Raw genomic sequence first — 14739 nt, 5'->3', positions numbered from 1 at the left:
CTTGCCCGATCGGGTGGCGCCGTCCGGCAGGGGGATCCCGGCTGTGCCAGCCTCGGGCGCCATGGAGCCCCGTGCGCCCGGCGCGACCAGCGAGGTCGGGCGGCTGCGCACCGTCGTGCTGCACCGGCCGGGCGCCGAGCTGCGCCGGCTGACCCCGCGCAACACCGACCAGCTGCTGTTCGACGGCGTGCCCTGGGTGGCCCGGGCGCAGGAGGAGCACGACGCGTTCGCCGCGGCGCTGGCCGACCGCGGCGTCGAGGTGCTCCACCTCGACCGGCTGCTCGCCGACGTCCTCGACGGCCCGGAGGCACGCGAGGAGCTCATCGCCGCCGCCGTCGACGACCCGCGGCTGGGCGCCACCCTCCGGAGGGCCGCGGTGGCGCACCTGTCGGGCCTGGCGCCGGCCGACCTGGCCGCCACCCTCATCGCCGGCCTGGCCCACGACGAGCTGCGCGGCGGCAGTGGGCTGGCCTACCGGCTGATGGACCGGGGGGACTTCGTGGTCCCGCCGCTGCCCAACCTGCTGTTCACCCGCGACTCGTCGGTGTGGGTGGGCGACCAGGTCGCGGTGGCCTCCCTGGCCATGCCGGCGCGGCACCGGGAGAGCACGATCACCCGGGCCGTGGTCACCCACCACCCACGCTTCACCGGTGTGGAGCAGCTCTACGACGCCTCGCTGGAGCACCTCGAGGGCGGCGACGTCCTGCTGTTGGCGCCCGGGGTGCTGGCCGTGGGCGTCGGCGAGCGGACGACGCCCGGTGGCGCGGAGCGGCTGGCCCGGCGGGTGTTCGCCCGGGGGCTGGCGCACACGGTGCTCGTCGTCCCGATCGCCCAGCAGCGGGCGACCATGCACCTGGACACCATCGCCACGATGGTCGACGTCGACGCGATGGTCATGTACCCCGCGGTCGCCGGCTCGCTGGTAGCCTGGACGGTCACCGCCGACACCCCGCCGGACGACGACGACACCACCGACCTGGTGGTCCGCGGCCCGGCGCCGTTCCTCGCCGCCGCGGCCGCGGCGATGGGCATCGACCGGCTGCGGGTGATCGACACCGGCCTGGACCCGGTGACCGCCGAGCGCGAGCAGTGGGACGACGGCAACAACACCCTGGCGCTGGCCCCGCGGCTGGCGGTCGCCTACGAGCGGAACACGGTCACCAACGCCGCGCTCGAGGCGGCCGGCATCGAGGTGGTGCGGATTGCCGGCTCGGAGCTCGGCAGCGGCCGCGGCGGGCCGCGGTGCATGTCCTGCCCCGTGGTGCGCGACCCGCTGCCCTAGCCCCGGTCAGGTCACCCCGGCACCAGGTCGTGCTCTGACCACACCCGGAGTCAGAGCACGAGGCCGGGCGCGGAGGTGTCCGGCGCACAGTCGTGTTCTGAACGCACCTGTGGTCAGAGCACGACCCACCGCCAGGGGGAGGACCGGCTCCGGCTAGCGCAGCGTGACCTGGCGGGAGAGCAGGCCGGCGCGGGCGCGGCGCTCGTCGGCGGTGAGCGGGTCGGTCACCGTCAGCGCCTGCTCGAGGCGGGCGCCGAACTCGGTGGCCGGGCCGGTCCACTCGGCGGCCGGGGTGTCGGCGGGCAGGTCCCACACCGGCACGACCAGGCCGTGCGCGCGGAAGGCTCCGGCGTACCGGGTGCCCTCGCCCAGCAGCAGCTGCTCGGACGCCGAGAGCCGGGCCAGCGCGTCGAGCAGCGGCTCCTCCGCCTCCGGGCGCACCCAGCGCAGGTGCGCCCGCTCGTTGCCCGGCCGCACCCAGTAGGCGGCGCCGAGGCCCTCGAGCCGCTCGGTGGGCAGCACCGCCTCGTTGGCCCGCTCCAGCCCCGCCCGGGCCGCGGCGCCGGCGTCGGTGCCCTCGAGCCAGAAGCCGAAGTCCTCGTGCACGGTCACCTCCAGCGGCGCGGAGAGGTCGAGCAGCTCCTGCAGCCGCGGACCGGAGGACCCGGCCGCGCCGACGGGGCCCGGGTCCACCGGGGCCCCGGTCGGGGCCTCCAGGGCGGCGGCCAGCGCGGTGCCGATGTCGCGGCTGACGTCGTCGGAGGCGGCCTGCAGCTGGACGCCGAGCAGGATCTCGCCGTTGCTGCGGACCAGCGCCGGGGCGCCGCCGGGCAGCACGCTGGCGAGAGTGACGTCGCGGCCCTCGGTGGTCTTCAGCGGCGCGGTGGCGGCCGGCACCAGCTCGCGCAGCGCCACCCAGTCCGGCTCGCCGGGCAGGCCCTCGAAGGGGCGGGTCACCGGCGGCGCGTAGCCCGAGCCGTGGCAGTGCTTGTACCGGCGGCCCGAACCGCAGGGGCAGGGGGCCTTGGGGTTGACCCCACCCTCGACGGGGGCGGACGCGGGACGGCGGCGGGTCGCGGATCGGGCCATGCGGCCCAGCGTATGTGGGGACCGGCGGCGCTCCGCGCCGCCTAGGGTGCCCGCCGTGGCACCGCTCGACCTCACCGACCCGGCCGTCGTCGCCGACCCCTACCCCGCCTTCGCCGCCGCCCGCGCGGTCGCGCCGGTGCAGTGGCACGAGGACCTGGGGCTGTGGCTGGCGTTCACCCACGCGGAGAGCAACGCCGTGCTGCGTGACCGGCGGCTGGGCCGGATCTGGCGCGACCGCGAGCCCGCCGACCGGTTCGGCGCCTTCAACCTCATCCACCGCAACGCGCTGCTGGAGATGGAGCCGCCCGACCACACCCGGCTGCGCCGGCTGGTCAGCGCCGCCTTCGCCCGCGGGCACGTCGAGCGGCTGCGACCGTGGGTGGAGCGGTACGCGGCGGAGCTCGCCGACGGCCTGGTCGAGCGCTCCGGCGGCAGCGAGCCGGTCGACGTCCTGTCCGGGATGGCCGAGGAGCTCCCGGTGGGCGTCATCGCCGAGCTGCTCGGGGTCCCGGCGGCCGACCGGCCGCTGCTGCGGCCGTGGTCGAACGCGATCGTGAAGATGTACGAGTACGGCCGGACGGCGGAGGTCGAGGACGCCGCCGAGCGCGCGGCCGCGGAGTTCGTCGCCTACCTGCGGGAGCTCGCCGCCGAGCGGCGCCGCGCCCCGGGCGAGGACCTGCTCACCCACCTGGTGACGGTCCGCGACGCCGAGGGCGGCCGGCTCACCGAGGACGAGCTGGTCACCACCTGCATCCTGCTGCTCAACGCCGGCCACGAGGCGACGGTCAACGTCAGCGGCAACGGCCTGGTCGCGCTGCTCGAGCACCGCGACCAGCTGGGGCGGCTGCGCGCGGACCCCGCCCTCCTGCCGACGGCGGTCGAGGAGCTGATGCGCTTCGACTCGCCGCTGCAGCTGTTCGAGCGCACCGCCACCGCCGACGTCGAGCTGGGCGGGGCCACCGTGCGGGCGGGTGAGAAGGTGGCCGCGCTGCTCGGTGCCGCCAACCGCGACCCGGCCGTGTTCGCCGACCCCGACACCCTCGACGTCGGCCGCACCGACAACCCGCACGTCTCCTTCGGCGCCGGCGTGCACTTCTGCATCGGCGCCCCGCTGGCCCGCGTGGAGCTGCAGGCCTCCTTCGGTGCGCTGCTCACCCGCACCCGCGACCTGCAGCTGGCCCGCCCGGCGCGGCGCCGTCCCGAGTTCGTCATCCGCGGCCTGACCGAGCTGCCCGTCGTCCTCACGCCCTGAGGGGGCGGCCGGACCTACCGTGGTGACCTGGGCCACTGCCAGGATGCTGCCGTGCGCGGCCTGATGCAGGACACCCCGCTGACCATCGACGCGATCTTCCGGTACGCCGAGGAGCACCACGGCGACCGGGAGCTGGTCACCAACGGTCCCGGCGGCGTCCGGCGCACCACGTACGCCGAGTGGGCGGCGCGGACCCGGCGGCTCGGCGGCGTGCTCGACACCCTCGGCGTCACCGACGACGGCCGGGTGGGCACCTTCGCCTGGAACTCCACCCGGCACATGGAGCTCTACTTCGCCGCTCCCTGCACCGGCCGGGTGCTGCACACGCTCAACATCCGGCTGTTCCCCGAGCAGCTCACCTACATCGCCAACCACGCCGAGGACGAGGTCGTCTTCGTCGACCGGACGCTGCTGCCGCTGTTCTGGCCGCTGCTCGACACGATGAAGACGGTCCGGCACGTGGTGGTCATGGACGACGGCGGTGAGGCCGAGGTCCCCGACGACCCGCGCGTGCACGACTACGAGGCGCTGCTGGCCGGGGCCTCCCCCGCGGGCTTCGGCGTCCGCGACGAGTGGCGGGCCGCCTCGATGTGCTACACGAGCGGTACCACCGGCAACCCCAAGGGCGTCGTCTACTCCCACCGCTCGACCTACCTGCACACGATGGCCGTGCTCAGCGGCAACGCGCTGGCCCTGTCCGTCGACGACGTCGCGATGGCGATCGTGCCGATGTTCCACGCCAACGCCTGGGGGCTGCCCTACGCGGCCCCGGCGGCGGGCGCGGGGCTGGTCTTCCCGGGGCCGATGATGCAGCCCGAGGCGCTGGTCGACCTGCTGGTGGCCGAGGGGGTGACGTTCACCGCCGGCGTACCGACCATCTGGCAGGGTGCGCTGCCGCACCTGGCCGGCCGCGACCACCGGCTGCGGCTGATCACCTGCGGCGGGTCCGCGGTGCCGCGGGCGCTGTCGGAGGCCTACCGGGAGCAGGTGGGCCTGCCGCTGCTGCAGGGCTGGGGCATGACCGAGACCTCCCCGGTGGCCTCGCTGGCGGTGGTGCCGCACCGCTTCGCCGACGCGGACGAGGACACGAAGGCGGCGCAGCGGGCCCGGGCCGGCGTCCCGGTGTTCGGCGTCGAGGCGCGCATCGTGGAGCCCGGCACCACCGACGCGCTGCCCTGGGACGACGAGGCCACCGGCGAGCTGCAGGTCCGCGGGCCCTGGTGCGCCGCCGACTACCACGACCCCGACCCGGGCGTGGTCCTGTCGACCGAGGACGGGTGGATGCGCACCGGCGACGTCGCCGCCATGGACGGGTACGGCTCGATCCGCATCGCCGACCGCACCAAGGACCTCATCAAGTCCGGCGGCGAGTGGATCAGCTCGGTCGACCTGGAGAACGCGATCATGAGCCACCCGGCGGTGGCCGAGGCCGCCGTCGTCGGCGTCCCGCACCCCAAGTGGGACGAGCGCCCGCTGGCCTGCGTCGTGCTGCGGCCGGGCGCGACCCTGACCGCCGACGAGCTCGTCGAGCACCTGCGGCCGCTGGTGGCCAGGTGGTGGCTGCCCGACGCGGTCGAGTTCATCGACGAGGTGCCCAAGACCAGCGTCGGCAAGTTCTCCAAGAAGGACCTGCGCAGCCGGTTCGCGGAGTACGAGCTGCCGACCTGAGGTACCGGACGGGACGGTCCGCCCAGCGGTGGAGCGTGAGCCCGGTCACTGGCACGATGCGCCCATGCGCGGGCTCATGCAGGACTTCCCTCTCACCATCGACGCGATCTTCCGGCACGTCGAGCAGCACTACGGCGACGGGACGATCGTCACCGGCAGCCCCACCGGGCCGGTGCGCAGCACCTACGCCGAGTGGGCCGACCGCACGCGGCGGCTCGGCGGCGTGCTCGACACCCTGGGCATCAGCGCCGAGGGCCGGGTGGGCACCTTCGGCTGGAACAGCCAGCGCCACCTCGAGCTCTACTTCGCCGCGCCGTCCACCGGCCGGGTGCTGCACACCCTGAACATCCGGCTGTTCCCCGAGCAGCTGACCTACATCGCCAACCACGCCGAGGACGAGGTCGTCTTCGTCGACCGCACGGTCCTGCCGCTGTTCTGGCCGCTGGTCGACACGATGACGACCGTCCGGCACGTGGTGGTCATGGACGACGGCGGCGACAACGAGATCCCCGACGACCCGCGCGTCTCCGACTACGAGGCGCTGCTGGCCGAGGCCTCCCCCGTCGACTTCCACGTCACGGACGAGAACAGCGCCGCCTCGATGTGCTACACGTCGGGCACCACCGGCAACCCCAAGGGCGTCGTCTACTCGCACCGCTCGACGTGGCTGCACACCATGGGCGTGCTCATGCCCAACGCCTTCGGGTTGAGCATCCGCGACGTCGCCATGCCGGTCGTGCCGATGTTCCACGCCAACGCCTGGGGCATCGCGCAGGCCGCCCCCGCCGCCGGCGCCTCGCTGGTGATGCCCGGCCCGATGATGCAGCCCGAGGCCCTGGCCAAGCTGATCGTCGAGGAGGGCGTCACCTTCACCGCCGGCGTGCCGACCATCTGGCAGGGCGTGCTGCCGCACCTGGCCGGCAAGCCGCACAAGCTGCGCGACATCGGCTGCGGCGGGTCGGCGGTCCCCAAGGCGCTGAGCGAGGCCTACCGGGAGCAGGTGGGGCTGCCGATCCTGCAGGCGTGGGGCATGACCGAGACCCACCCGGTCGCCTCCTCGGGCATCCTGCCGCCGCGCTTCGACGACCTCGACGACGAGGGCAAGGCCGCCCAGCGCGCCCGCGCCGGCATCCCGTTCCTCGGTGTCGAGGCGCGCATCGTCGACGCCGACACCATGGAGCCGCAGCCCTGGGACGACAAGGCCACCGGCGAGCTGCAGGTCCGCGGCCCGTGGTGCGCGCAGGACTACTACAACCCCGACGCCGGCGTGGAGCTGACCACCGACGACGGCTGGATGCGCACCGGCGACGTCGCCGCCATGGACTCCTTCGGCTCGATCCGCATCGCCGACCGCACCAAGGACCTCATCAAGTCCGGCGGCGAGTGGATCAGCTCGGTCGACCTGGAGAACGCGATCATGAGCCACCCGAAGGTCAAGGAGGCCGCGGTCGTCGGCATCCCGCACCCGAAGTGGGACGAGCGGCCGCTGGCCTGCGTCGTCCTCAAGGAGGGCGAGACGCTGACCGAGGAGGAGGTCCTCGACCACCTCCGGCCGCAGGTGGCCAAGTGGTGGATGCCCGACGCCGTCGAGTTCATCGACGAGGTGCCCAAGACCAGCGTCGGCAAGTTCTCCAAGAAGGACCTGCGCAGCCGGTTCGCCGACCGCGTGGCCTCGAGCTGAGGGGCTAGCGCACGAAGGGCGGCTGGCCGGTCTCGCTCACCAGGGGCCGGCCGGCCGCCTCCCACGCGCCCATCCCGCCGCCGACGTTCACCGCGTCGTAGCCGTTCTGGTTGAGCCAGGCGGCCACCCGCGCCGAGCGCCCGCCGCTGCGGCAGACGACGTAGACGGGGTCGGCCTCGGGGACCTCGTCCAGCCGCGCCGGGACGTCGCCCATCGGGATGTGGGTGGCCCCCTCGGCGTGGCCGGCCACCCACTCGCCGTCCTCCCGGACGTCGAGCAGCACGGCGTCCTCGGGCACCTCGTCGGCGGGCACGGTCGGGACCTGCTGCGGCATCACGACCCCACTCTCTCAGGTGGTGCGGGTCCCGGCCGGACCGCGGCCCGGGCTGGGAGGATGGGCGGTGATGTCCGCTCCCCCCGCGCCGCCGGTCCGCGTGCCGGCCTGGTCGCTGTCCCGCTCCGCGATCTGGCTGTGGGTCACCCAGGGGGTGATCGGCACCCTGGTCTACGGCGTCCTGGTGGCCGTGCTGGTGCTCGGCGTCCCCGCGTCGACCGGCGGCCCGCTCCCGGTGCTGCGCTGGCTGCTGCCCGTGCTGCTGGCGGTCTACGCCGTGGTCGCCATCGGCGTGCGGCCGTGGATCCGGTACCGCGTGCACCGGTGGGAGGTCACCGAGGAGACGGTGCACGCCCTCACCGGCTGGCTGACCCGCACCTGGACGCTGGTACCGGTCGCGCGCATCCAGACCGTCGACGTCACGCGCGGGGTCCTGCAGCAGCTCTACGGCCTGGCCAGCGTCGCGGTGCTCACCGCCTCCTCGCAGGGCACCGTGCGGGTGCCGCACCTGGAGGTCGCCGTCGCCCACCGGGTCGCCGACGACCTCGCCCGGCGGGCCGAGCAGGTCCGCGACGAGGCGACGTGACGACCGCTCCCTGGCAGACGGTGCCCGAGGTCACCGCCCCGCGCCGCACCTCCCCGCTGGTCGTGCTCGTGCACACGATCACCTTCCGGCAGGCCCGCCAGGTGGTGCCCGCCGCGATCCCGGTCGTGGCCGCGGTCGGAGTCGACGGCCCCGGCGTCGTCGTCGGGCTCGTGCTGGCGGTGACGGCACTGTCGCTGCTGTTCGCCACGCTCACCTGGTGGCGCACCACCTACGCCGACACCCCCGGCGCGGTGGTGGTCACCCGCGGCCTGCTGGCCCGCTCCGTGCGCACCGTGCCCAACGACCGCATCCGCGGCGTCGAGGTGGAGACGCCCGTGCTGCACCGGCTGTTCGGCCTGGTACGGGTGCGCGTCGATGCCGCGGCCGGTTCGATGACCGGCGGCGACGAGGAGGTCGTCGTCGACGGGCTGACCCGCGCCGAGGGCGACCGGCTGCGCACCTCGGTGCTCACCCACCGCCGGGCCGGGGTCGTGACGGACCCGTCCGCCCCGCCCCTGCCGGAGGAGCAGCCGGCGGAGGAGGAGCTCGCCCGCTTCGACCCGCGCTGGCTGCTGTACGCACCGCTGGTCGCGAGCTACCTGGCCGTGCCGCTGGCCGCGGTGGGTGCGCTGTCGCGGCTGCTGCAGGAGCTCCCGCCCGGCCTGCGCCCCGACCTCACCGGCCCCGACCTCACCGACACCCGCGTGCTGCTCACCGGCCTGCTCCTGGCCCTGCTGCTGCTGGCGCTGGGCGCGGTGCTCGGCGCCGCCGTCGTCAACTGGGGGTTCCGGCTGGTCCGCCGCGGCGGCTCGCTGGTCGCCGTCCGCGGGCTGCTCACCCGGCGGCACACCGAGCTCGAGGTCGACCGGGTGCGCGGGGGCACCCTCTCGGAGGGGCTGGGCATGCGGCTGGTCCGGGCCGCGCGCGTCGGCGCGCTCGTCACCGGCCTCGGCGCGGCCAACCGGCGCGGCCAGGTGCTGCCGCTCGGGCCGCGCGCGGAGGCGGTGCGGCTGCTCGGCGTGCTGGTCGACGACCCCGGGCCGCTGGTGGCCCACCCGCCGGCCGCCCGGCGACGGCGGCTGGCCCGCGCGATCGGCTCCGGCCTGGCGGTGTCGGCGGCCGGCGGGCTGCTGGTGGCCGGCACCGGCTGGTGGGGACTGCTGGCCGCCGGCGTCGTGCTCACCGTGCTCGGCGTGCCGCTCGGGCTGGGGCGCTACGCCGCACTCGGGCACGTCGCCGGGCCGCGGTCGTTCGCCGTCCGCAGCGGGCTGCTGGTGCGCGAGCAGACGGTGCTGCAGCAGCGCGCCGTCGTCGGCTGGCAGGTGCGGCAAAGCGTCTTCCAGCGCCGCGCGGGCCTGGCCACGGTGGTCGCCTGCGTCGGTGCGGGCACCGGCGGCTACGCGGCGATCGACGTGGCCGCGGCCGACGTCGGGCCGTTCACCGAGGCCGCCTCCGGGAGCTGGGCCACCGCACGCGGCGCCGGCGGCTGACCGGCTGGCCCGTCGGGGCCAGGTCTACGGAACGGGAGAGTGTCGATCACCGGCCCGGGTAGCCGAGCCCGTGATGACGCCCGCCCCGCGGCTCGTCGGCCGCTCAGCGCGGCCCGCCGGTCCCTCTCCCGAGGCCGACGCGGCCGGCCAGCGCCGCGGCCTCCACGCGGGTGGCCACCCCCAGGCTGCGCAGCAGGGAGGCAACCAGGCGCTTGGCCGTGCGCTCGGAGACGTGCAGCGTGGTGGCGATGTCGACGGTGCTCGTGCCGTCGGCCACCAGTCGCCACAGCCGCCGCTCGTCGCTGGTCAGCCGGTCGGCCACGGTCTGCTCGCCGGCGGGCGCGGCCTCCTCGAGCAGCTGGCGCAGCAGCGACTCGGGCACCACCGACCAGCCGTCGAGGACGGCCAGCAGCGGCCGCACCAGCGACTCCGGGTCCGCGGTCTTGGGCAGGAAGCCGGCCGCTCCCGCGCGCAGCGCCTCCAGGGCCGCGTCCGCCTCGGCGAGCCCGGACAGGGCCACGACGCGGACCACCGGGTCGGCCCGGCGGATCGCCGCGATCGCCCGCACCCCGCCCGGCGGCGGCATGTGCAGGTCGACGACGGCGACGTCGGCGTGGTGCCGGCGCACCAGCGCGGCGGCGGCCGACGCGTCGTCGGTGGTGGCGACGACGCGCACCCGGCCCTCGCTCACCCCCGGCAGCAGCAGGGACAGTCCCCGGCTGAACAGCGGGTGGTCGTCGACGACGACCACGTCCACGTGACTCTGACGCTCAGCAGCGGCGTCGGTCGACACGACCCTCCTCGTCCGGCCCGTCACGCCCGGCGGTGCTGGCCGAACGCACACCCCGGAGGTGCCCGTGACCCTGGCCCCCGACACACCGCGGACCGACCGATCCGGCCGGCTGCTCACCGACCTGGCCCACGTGCTGCGCGCCCATCTGCGGCGCACCGGCCACGCCCCCCGCCCCGAGCAGGAGGCGCCACCCACGCCCGAGTCCGCCCTGCTGCGGGCCATGTGCCACGACATGCGCAGCCCGCTGGCCTCCCTCGAGGCGCTGCTGCGCACCCTCGACCGGCCCGTCCCGGACGCCGGCCCCGACCGCGGCGAGGTGCTGGACCTGGCCCGGGCGCAGACCGCCCACCTGTCCTCGATGCTGCGCACCGCCGACGCCACCGGGGGCGCCGAGCGGCGGGGGCCGGTCCGGCGGCTGCTCGGCGACGTCGTCCGCGCCTCCGCCGCCGCGGCCGGGCTGCCCGCCGTCCGGCTGACCGTGGCGGTGCAGGACCGCGCCTCCGACGTCTCGGTGGGCGACGCGCGGGTGCAGCGGATCCTCACCAACCTGCTGGAGAACGCGCACCGGCACGGCGACGGCGCGCCGGTGCTGCTGACCGTGACCTGCCGGGCCGGCTGGGTGCGCCTGGCGCTCACCCAGGACGTCGCCCACCCGGAGCGGCTGGTGCAGTACCTGCGCCGCGGCGCCCCGCCGGTGGACCTGACCGGCCTGGGTCTGTGGTCGGTGCAGCGGCACACCCAGGACCTCGGCGGCCACGTCGTCTGGGCGGTGACCGACGCGGGCCTGACGCTCACCGTCGCACTCCCCGACCGCTGACCCCCGGAGGGCGCCGGGAGGGCTCCGCGCAGCAGGGGACGGCTCCTGACCGCGGTGCCGGACCGGAGCCGCCCTGCGAGGGGCGTGCCCGGTGACGGGCCCGCAGGGTCCTCGCCGGGTGCGCCAGGAGGGCTCAGCGCGGTGGGGGAACGGCACCTGGCCGCGGTCGGAGGCCGGTAGGCCGACAAGGGGAATGGCACGGGAGGGCCAGGGGACGGCACGGGTGGGCCACCGGGTGCGGGCAGTTCCCCGGTGTCACCGCAGTGGCGGCGACGCGACGACGCACCGAGGAGAGCCCGTGTTCACGCACACCCACGCCCTGCAGTACGAGGCCAAGCCCGACGGCCCCGACCCGGACTTCGCCCGCAAGATGCAGGAGATCCTCGGCGGTCAGTGGGGCGAGATGACCGTCGCCACGCAGTACCTGCTGCAGGGCTGGAACTGCCGGCTGCCCGGCAAGTACAAGGACATGCTCCTCTCGATCGGCACCGAGGAGCTGGCCCACGTCGAGATGATCATCACGATGATCGACCGGCTGCTCGACCACGTGCCGCTCAAGCCCGACTCGGCCGACCGCACCAAGGAGGCCGCCGCGGGCTACGGGCAGCACAACCCGCAGCACCTGATCCAGAACGGCCAGGGCGCCTCGTACATGGACAGCATGGGCAACCCGTGGACCGGGGCGTACGTGACCGCCAGCGGCAACCTGATGGCGGACTTCTACTACAACGCGACGGCGGAGATGCAGGGCCGGCTGCAGGTGGCCCGCATCTACAACATGACCGACGACCCGGGCGTCAAGGACATGCTGCGCTTCCTCATCACCCGCGACCACATGCACCAGCAGCAGTGGCTGGCCGCGGTCGAGCAGCTGAAGGAGGACGGCCTCGAGGGGCTGCCGGTGCCGGAGGCCTTCCCGCTGTCCGAGGAGGTCGGCGACCTGGGCTTCACCTTCATCCAGGCCTCCGACGGTCCCGAGGCCGCCAACGGCCGCTGGGCCTCCGGTCCCTCGATCGACGGCAAGGGCACCTTCCGCGCCGCGGCGATCGAGGCCACCGCCGACGCCCCCACGCTGGTCCCGGGCGACCCGCGCCTCTACGACACCCCGCAGACCGAGGCCCACACGATGCTGCAGAAGGCCAAGGACCTGCTCAAGTGAGGCGCTGACCTCGACCCACCGCGCCGTCGCCGCGCCGGCGTCCGGGCCCTCTCCGCCCGGCCGCCGGCCCGGCGGGCGCCTCCTCCCGGAGGTCCCCGTGCACCTGCCCACCCCCGCCGTCCTGCTGTCCGCCGTCTACGCCCTCGCGCTCGCCGTCGCCGTGGCCGCCGCCGCCACCGGATCCGCCCGCGAGACCCTCGCCGGGCTGGTCGTGCTGACCGCGCTGGTCGCCCGCTGGACGCTGCGCCGCTCCCGCCGCACCGCGCCCGGCACGGCCGCCGCCGTCCGCGCGGTCGACGCCGCCCTCCCGGCCGAGCCCCTGGCCGTCGACCCCGCCCCGGCCGTCCGGGCCGCCTGAGACCGCCGGGCGAGGTCCCCGGTCCCGGAACGCGCGAGGCGCGCGCCCCCGGAGGGGACGCGCGCCTCGGCTCGGTGAGGTGCTGGGACCGGCCCCCGTGCAGGGCCCCGTCGCGAGCGTGCGAGCGGTGGGGGCACGGGGGTCCTTCCTCAGTGCTGGACGGCCTTCTCCGCCCCGATCCCGGTGAGCGACCGCACCTCGAGCTCGGCGTTCTTGTCGAGGTCCGGCTTCTCCTTGGACAGGATCGTGCCCAGCCAGCCGAGGAAGAACGACAGCGGGATCGACACGATGCCGGGGTTGTTCAGCGGGAACCAGTGGAAGTCCACGTCCTGGAACAGCGACGGGGACAGGCCCGTGGCCGGGTTGACCGGCGCACCGGACACGACCGGCGAGAAGACGATCAGCACGATGCAGGCGATCAGCCCGCCGTACATCGACCACAGCGCGCCCTGGGTGGTGAACCGCTTCCAGAACAGCGTGTAGAGGATGGTCGGCAGGTTGGCCGACGCCGCGACGGCGAAGGCCAGCGCCACCAGGAAGGCGATGTTCAGCCCGGCCTGCAGCGCCAGGATGCCCAGGCCGATCGAGACGGCCCCGATGACCACGGCGGTGATCCGGGCGACCTTCACCTCACCGTTCGGCGACACCTTGCCCTTCTTGATCACCGACGCGTAGACGTCGTGCGCGAAGGAGGCCGACGCGGTGATCGTCAGGCCGGCGACCACCGCGAGGATCGTGGCGAACGCGACGCCGGCGATGATGCCGAGCAGCACCGTGCCGCCGAGCTCGAAGGCCAGCAGCGGGGCGGCGGAGTTGACCGCACCGGGGGCGCCCAGGATGGTCTCCGGCCCGACCAGCGCGCCGGCGCCGTAGCCGATCACCAGGCTGAACAGGTAGAAGATGCCGATCAGCCAGATCGCCCAGACCACCGAGCGACGGGCGTCCTTCGCCGTCGGCACGGTGTAGAAGCGCATGAGCACGTGCGGCAGGCCCGCCGTCCCGAACACCAGGGCCAGGCCCAGGGAGACGAAGTCCAGCTTCGAGATGCTCGTGGCGCCGTACTGCGCGCCCGGGGCGAGGACGTCGCGGCCCTCCACGGCGTTGGCCACCGAGTCGCCGAGCAGCGCCGAGAGGTTGAAGCCGTACAGCGCCAGGACCCAGACCGTCATCACCAGGGCGCCGGCGATGAGCAGCGTGGCCTTGATGATCTGCACGTACGTGGTGCCGCGCATGCCGCCGACCAGCACGTAGATGATCATCAGTGCGCCGACCAGGACGACGACGAGCGCCTGCGCGGCCTCACCGGTGACGCCCAGCAGCAGCGTCACCAGGCCGCCGGCGCCGGCCATCTGCGCCAGCAGGTAGAACAGCGAGACCGCCAGCGTCGAGATCGCCGCGGCCGTGCGCACCGGGCCCTGCCGCATCCGGAAGGCCAGGACGTCGGCCATCGTGTACCGGGCCGTGTTGCGCATCAGCTCGGCGACCAGCAGCAGCGCCACCAGCCAGGCGACGAGGAACCCGATCGAGTAGAGGAAGCCGTCGTACCCGTAGACGGCGATGGCCCCGGCGATGCCGAGGAACGACGCCGCCGAGAGGTAGTCGCCGGCGATGGCCAGGCCGTTCTGGGTGCCGCTGATGTTGCGGCCGGCGGCGTAGTAGTCGGCCGCGCTCTTGTTGTTCCGGCTCGCCCGGAAGGTGATCACCAGGGTCACCAGCACGAACACGCCGAAGATGGAGATGTTGATCGCGGGGCTGCCGACGGTGGCCGTCGCACCGTCGGCGGCGAGGACGCTACGCACGCGTGGCACCGCCCTTGCCCAGGTCGGTGCCGCCGGTGGTGCCGCGGGCGCTGGGGGCGTAGTCGTGGTGCTCGAGCCGCTCACGCATCTCGTCGGAGATCGGGTCGGTCCTCCGGTTCGCGTGCGCCACGTAGAGGTGCGTGATCACGAACGTCGAGACGAACTGCCCCAGCCCGAGCAGGATGCCGACGTTGACGTTGCCGAAGACCGGCGTCGCCATGAAGTCGGGTGCGTAGGTGGAGAGCAGGACGTAGAGCAGGTACCAGGCCAGGAAGGCCACCGTCATCGGGAAGGCGAAGCGGCGGAACCGCCGCCGCAGCTCGGTGAACTCCGGAGAGTCCTGCGCCTGCCGGTACTCCTCCGGTGTCAGCAACCGCCGCTCGGCGGGTGGGGTCACGGGTCGCTCCCTCGTCGTCGTGGGCCATGGTCGA

General features: G+C 74.7%; 14 protein-coding genes. 9 read left to right on the top strand and 5 right to left on the bottom strand.

The genetic code is table 11. The annotated features are described in order from the left end of the window. Positions 1–61 precede the first annotated feature (61 nt). Complete coding sequence (locus BMZ33_RS07485) at positions 62–1282, top strand: arginine deiminase (RefSeq protein WP_091108969.1); 1221 nt, start codon at positions 62–64, stop codon at positions 1280–1282. A gap of 153 nt (positions 1283–1435) precedes the next feature. Here BMZ33_RS07485 and BMZ33_RS07480 read toward each other — a convergent pair whose 3' ends face one another. After that, complete coding sequence (locus tag BMZ33_RS07480; protein ID WP_091108968.1) at positions 1436–2371, bottom strand: DUF5926 family protein; 936 nt, start codon at positions 2369–2371, stop codon at positions 1436–1438. Positions 2372–2426: 55 nt separating this feature from the next. Here BMZ33_RS07480 and BMZ33_RS07475 point away from each other — a divergent pair, with 55 nt between their 5' ends. From BMZ33_RS07475 to BMZ33_RS07465, 3 genes are all read left to right on the top strand, one after another. Then, positions 2427–3623 carry a cytochrome P450 gene (locus tag BMZ33_RS07475; protein WP_169064024.1) on the top strand — a complete coding sequence of 399 codons (1197 nt, stop codon included), beginning with the start codon at positions 2427–2429 and terminating at the stop codon, positions 3621–3623. A gap of 51 nt (positions 3624–3674) precedes the next feature. Then, entirely contained in the window at positions 3675–5291 is a 1617-nt protein-coding gene (locus tag BMZ33_RS07470) for a long-chain fatty acid--CoA ligase (protein WP_091108966.1), read from the top strand. 64 nt (positions 5292–5355) lie between these two features. Then, the gene (locus tag BMZ33_RS07465) at positions 5356–6972 is read left to right on the top strand and encodes a long-chain fatty acid--CoA ligase (protein WP_091108965.1); all 1617 of its coding nucleotides are present in this window, start codon (positions 5356–5358) and stop codon (positions 6970–6972) included. A gap of 4 nt (positions 6973–6976) precedes the next feature. On the opposite strand, the gene BMZ33_RS07460 is transcribed toward BMZ33_RS07465, so the two are convergent. After that, positions 6977–7306 carry a rhodanese-like domain-containing protein gene (locus BMZ33_RS07460; RefSeq protein ID WP_091109690.1) on the bottom strand — a complete coding sequence of 110 codons (330 nt, stop codon included), beginning with the start codon at positions 7304–7306 and terminating at the stop codon, positions 6977–6979. A 70-nt stretch (positions 7307–7376) separates the two neighbouring features. Between BMZ33_RS07460 and BMZ33_RS07455 the strand changes: the two genes are divergently transcribed. Together BMZ33_RS07455 and BMZ33_RS07450 are read left to right on the top strand one after the other, a co-directional pair. After that, the gene (locus tag BMZ33_RS07455) at positions 7377–7892 is read left to right on the top strand and encodes a PH domain-containing protein (RefSeq protein WP_091109688.1); all 516 of its coding nucleotides are present in this window, start codon (positions 7377–7379) and stop codon (positions 7890–7892) included. Beyond that, positions 7889–9382 carry a PH domain-containing protein gene (locus BMZ33_RS07450; RefSeq protein ID WP_169064022.1) on the top strand — a complete coding sequence of 498 codons (1494 nt, stop codon included), beginning with the start codon at positions 7889–7891 and terminating at the stop codon, positions 9380–9382. The genes BMZ33_RS07455 and BMZ33_RS07450 overlap by 4 nt, the downstream gene beginning before the upstream one ends. Positions 9383–9485: 103 nt before the next feature. Here BMZ33_RS07450 and BMZ33_RS07445 read toward each other — a convergent pair whose 3' ends face one another. After that, on the bottom strand, positions 9486–10139 hold the full coding sequence (locus tag BMZ33_RS07445; protein WP_091108964.1) for a response regulator: 654 nt from the start codon (positions 10137–10139) through the stop codon (positions 9486–9488). 100 nt (positions 10140–10239) lie between these two features. On the opposite strand from BMZ33_RS07445, the gene BMZ33_RS07440 reads away from it, so the two are divergent. The 3 genes from BMZ33_RS07440 (at position 10240) to BMZ33_RS07430 (ending at position 12509) form a co-directional block, all read left to right on the top strand. Continuing rightward, on the top strand, positions 10240–10992 hold the full coding sequence (locus tag BMZ33_RS07440) for a sensor histidine kinase (protein ID WP_091108963.1): 753 nt from the start codon (positions 10240–10242) through the stop codon (positions 10990–10992). A 298-nt stretch (positions 10993–11290) separates the two neighbouring features. Further along, positions 11291–12151, top strand: coding sequence for a manganese catalase (locus BMZ33_RS07435; RefSeq protein ID WP_091108962.1), 861 nt, complete (start codon positions 11291–11293; stop codon positions 12149–12151). Between the two features lie 97 nt (positions 12152–12248). Beyond that, positions 12249–12509, top strand: coding sequence for a hypothetical protein (locus tag BMZ33_RS07430; RefSeq protein ID WP_091108961.1), 261 nt, complete (start codon positions 12249–12251; stop codon positions 12507–12509). A gap of 149 nt (positions 12510–12658) precedes the next feature. On the opposite strand, the gene BMZ33_RS07425 is transcribed toward BMZ33_RS07430, so the two are convergent. Continuing rightward, positions 12659–14308 carry a solute symporter family protein gene (locus tag BMZ33_RS07425; protein ID WP_091108960.1) on the bottom strand — a complete coding sequence of 550 codons (1650 nt, stop codon included), beginning with the start codon at positions 14306–14308 and terminating at the stop codon, positions 12659–12661. After that, the gene (locus BMZ33_RS07420) at positions 14301–14705 is read right to left on the bottom strand and encodes a DUF485 domain-containing protein (RefSeq protein ID WP_169064021.1); all 405 of its coding nucleotides are present in this window, start codon (positions 14703–14705) and stop codon (positions 14301–14303) included. The genes BMZ33_RS07425 and BMZ33_RS07420 overlap by 8 nt, the downstream gene beginning before the upstream one ends. Between the last annotated feature and the right edge of the window lie 34 nt (positions 14706–14739).

The sequence above is a fragment of the Geodermatophilus dictyosporus genome (genome assembly GCF_900115505.1).
Taxonomy (GTDB): Bacteria; Actinomycetota; Actinomycetes; order Mycobacteriales; family Geodermatophilaceae; genus Geodermatophilus; species Geodermatophilus dictyosporus.
The sequence above is the reverse complement of the archived record's forward strand: the minus strand, read 5'-3'. Positions and strand labels throughout refer to the sequence as shown.

Bases quoted from the DNA above. Each gene is read 5' to 3' on its own strand.
- BMZ33_RS07485 (WP_091108969.1), top strand. From the start codon at position 62: ATGGAGCCCCGTGCGCCCGGCGCGACCAGCGAGGTCGGGCGGCTGCGC.
- BMZ33_RS07480 (WP_091108968.1), bottom strand. From the start codon at position 2,371: ATGGCCCGATCCGCGACCCGCCGCCGTCCCGCGTCCGCCCCCGTCGAG.
- BMZ33_RS07465 (WP_091108965.1), top strand. From the start codon at position 5,356: ATGCGCGGGCTCATGCAGGACTTCCCTCTCACCATCGACGCGATCTTC.
- BMZ33_RS07460 (WP_091109690.1), bottom strand. From the start codon at position 7,306: ATGCCGCAGCAGGTCCCGACCGTGCCCGCCGACGAGGTGCCCGAGGAC.
- BMZ33_RS07455 (WP_091109688.1), top strand. From the start codon at position 7,377: ATGTCCGCTCCCCCCGCGCCGCCGGTCCGCGTGCCGGCCTGGTCGCTG.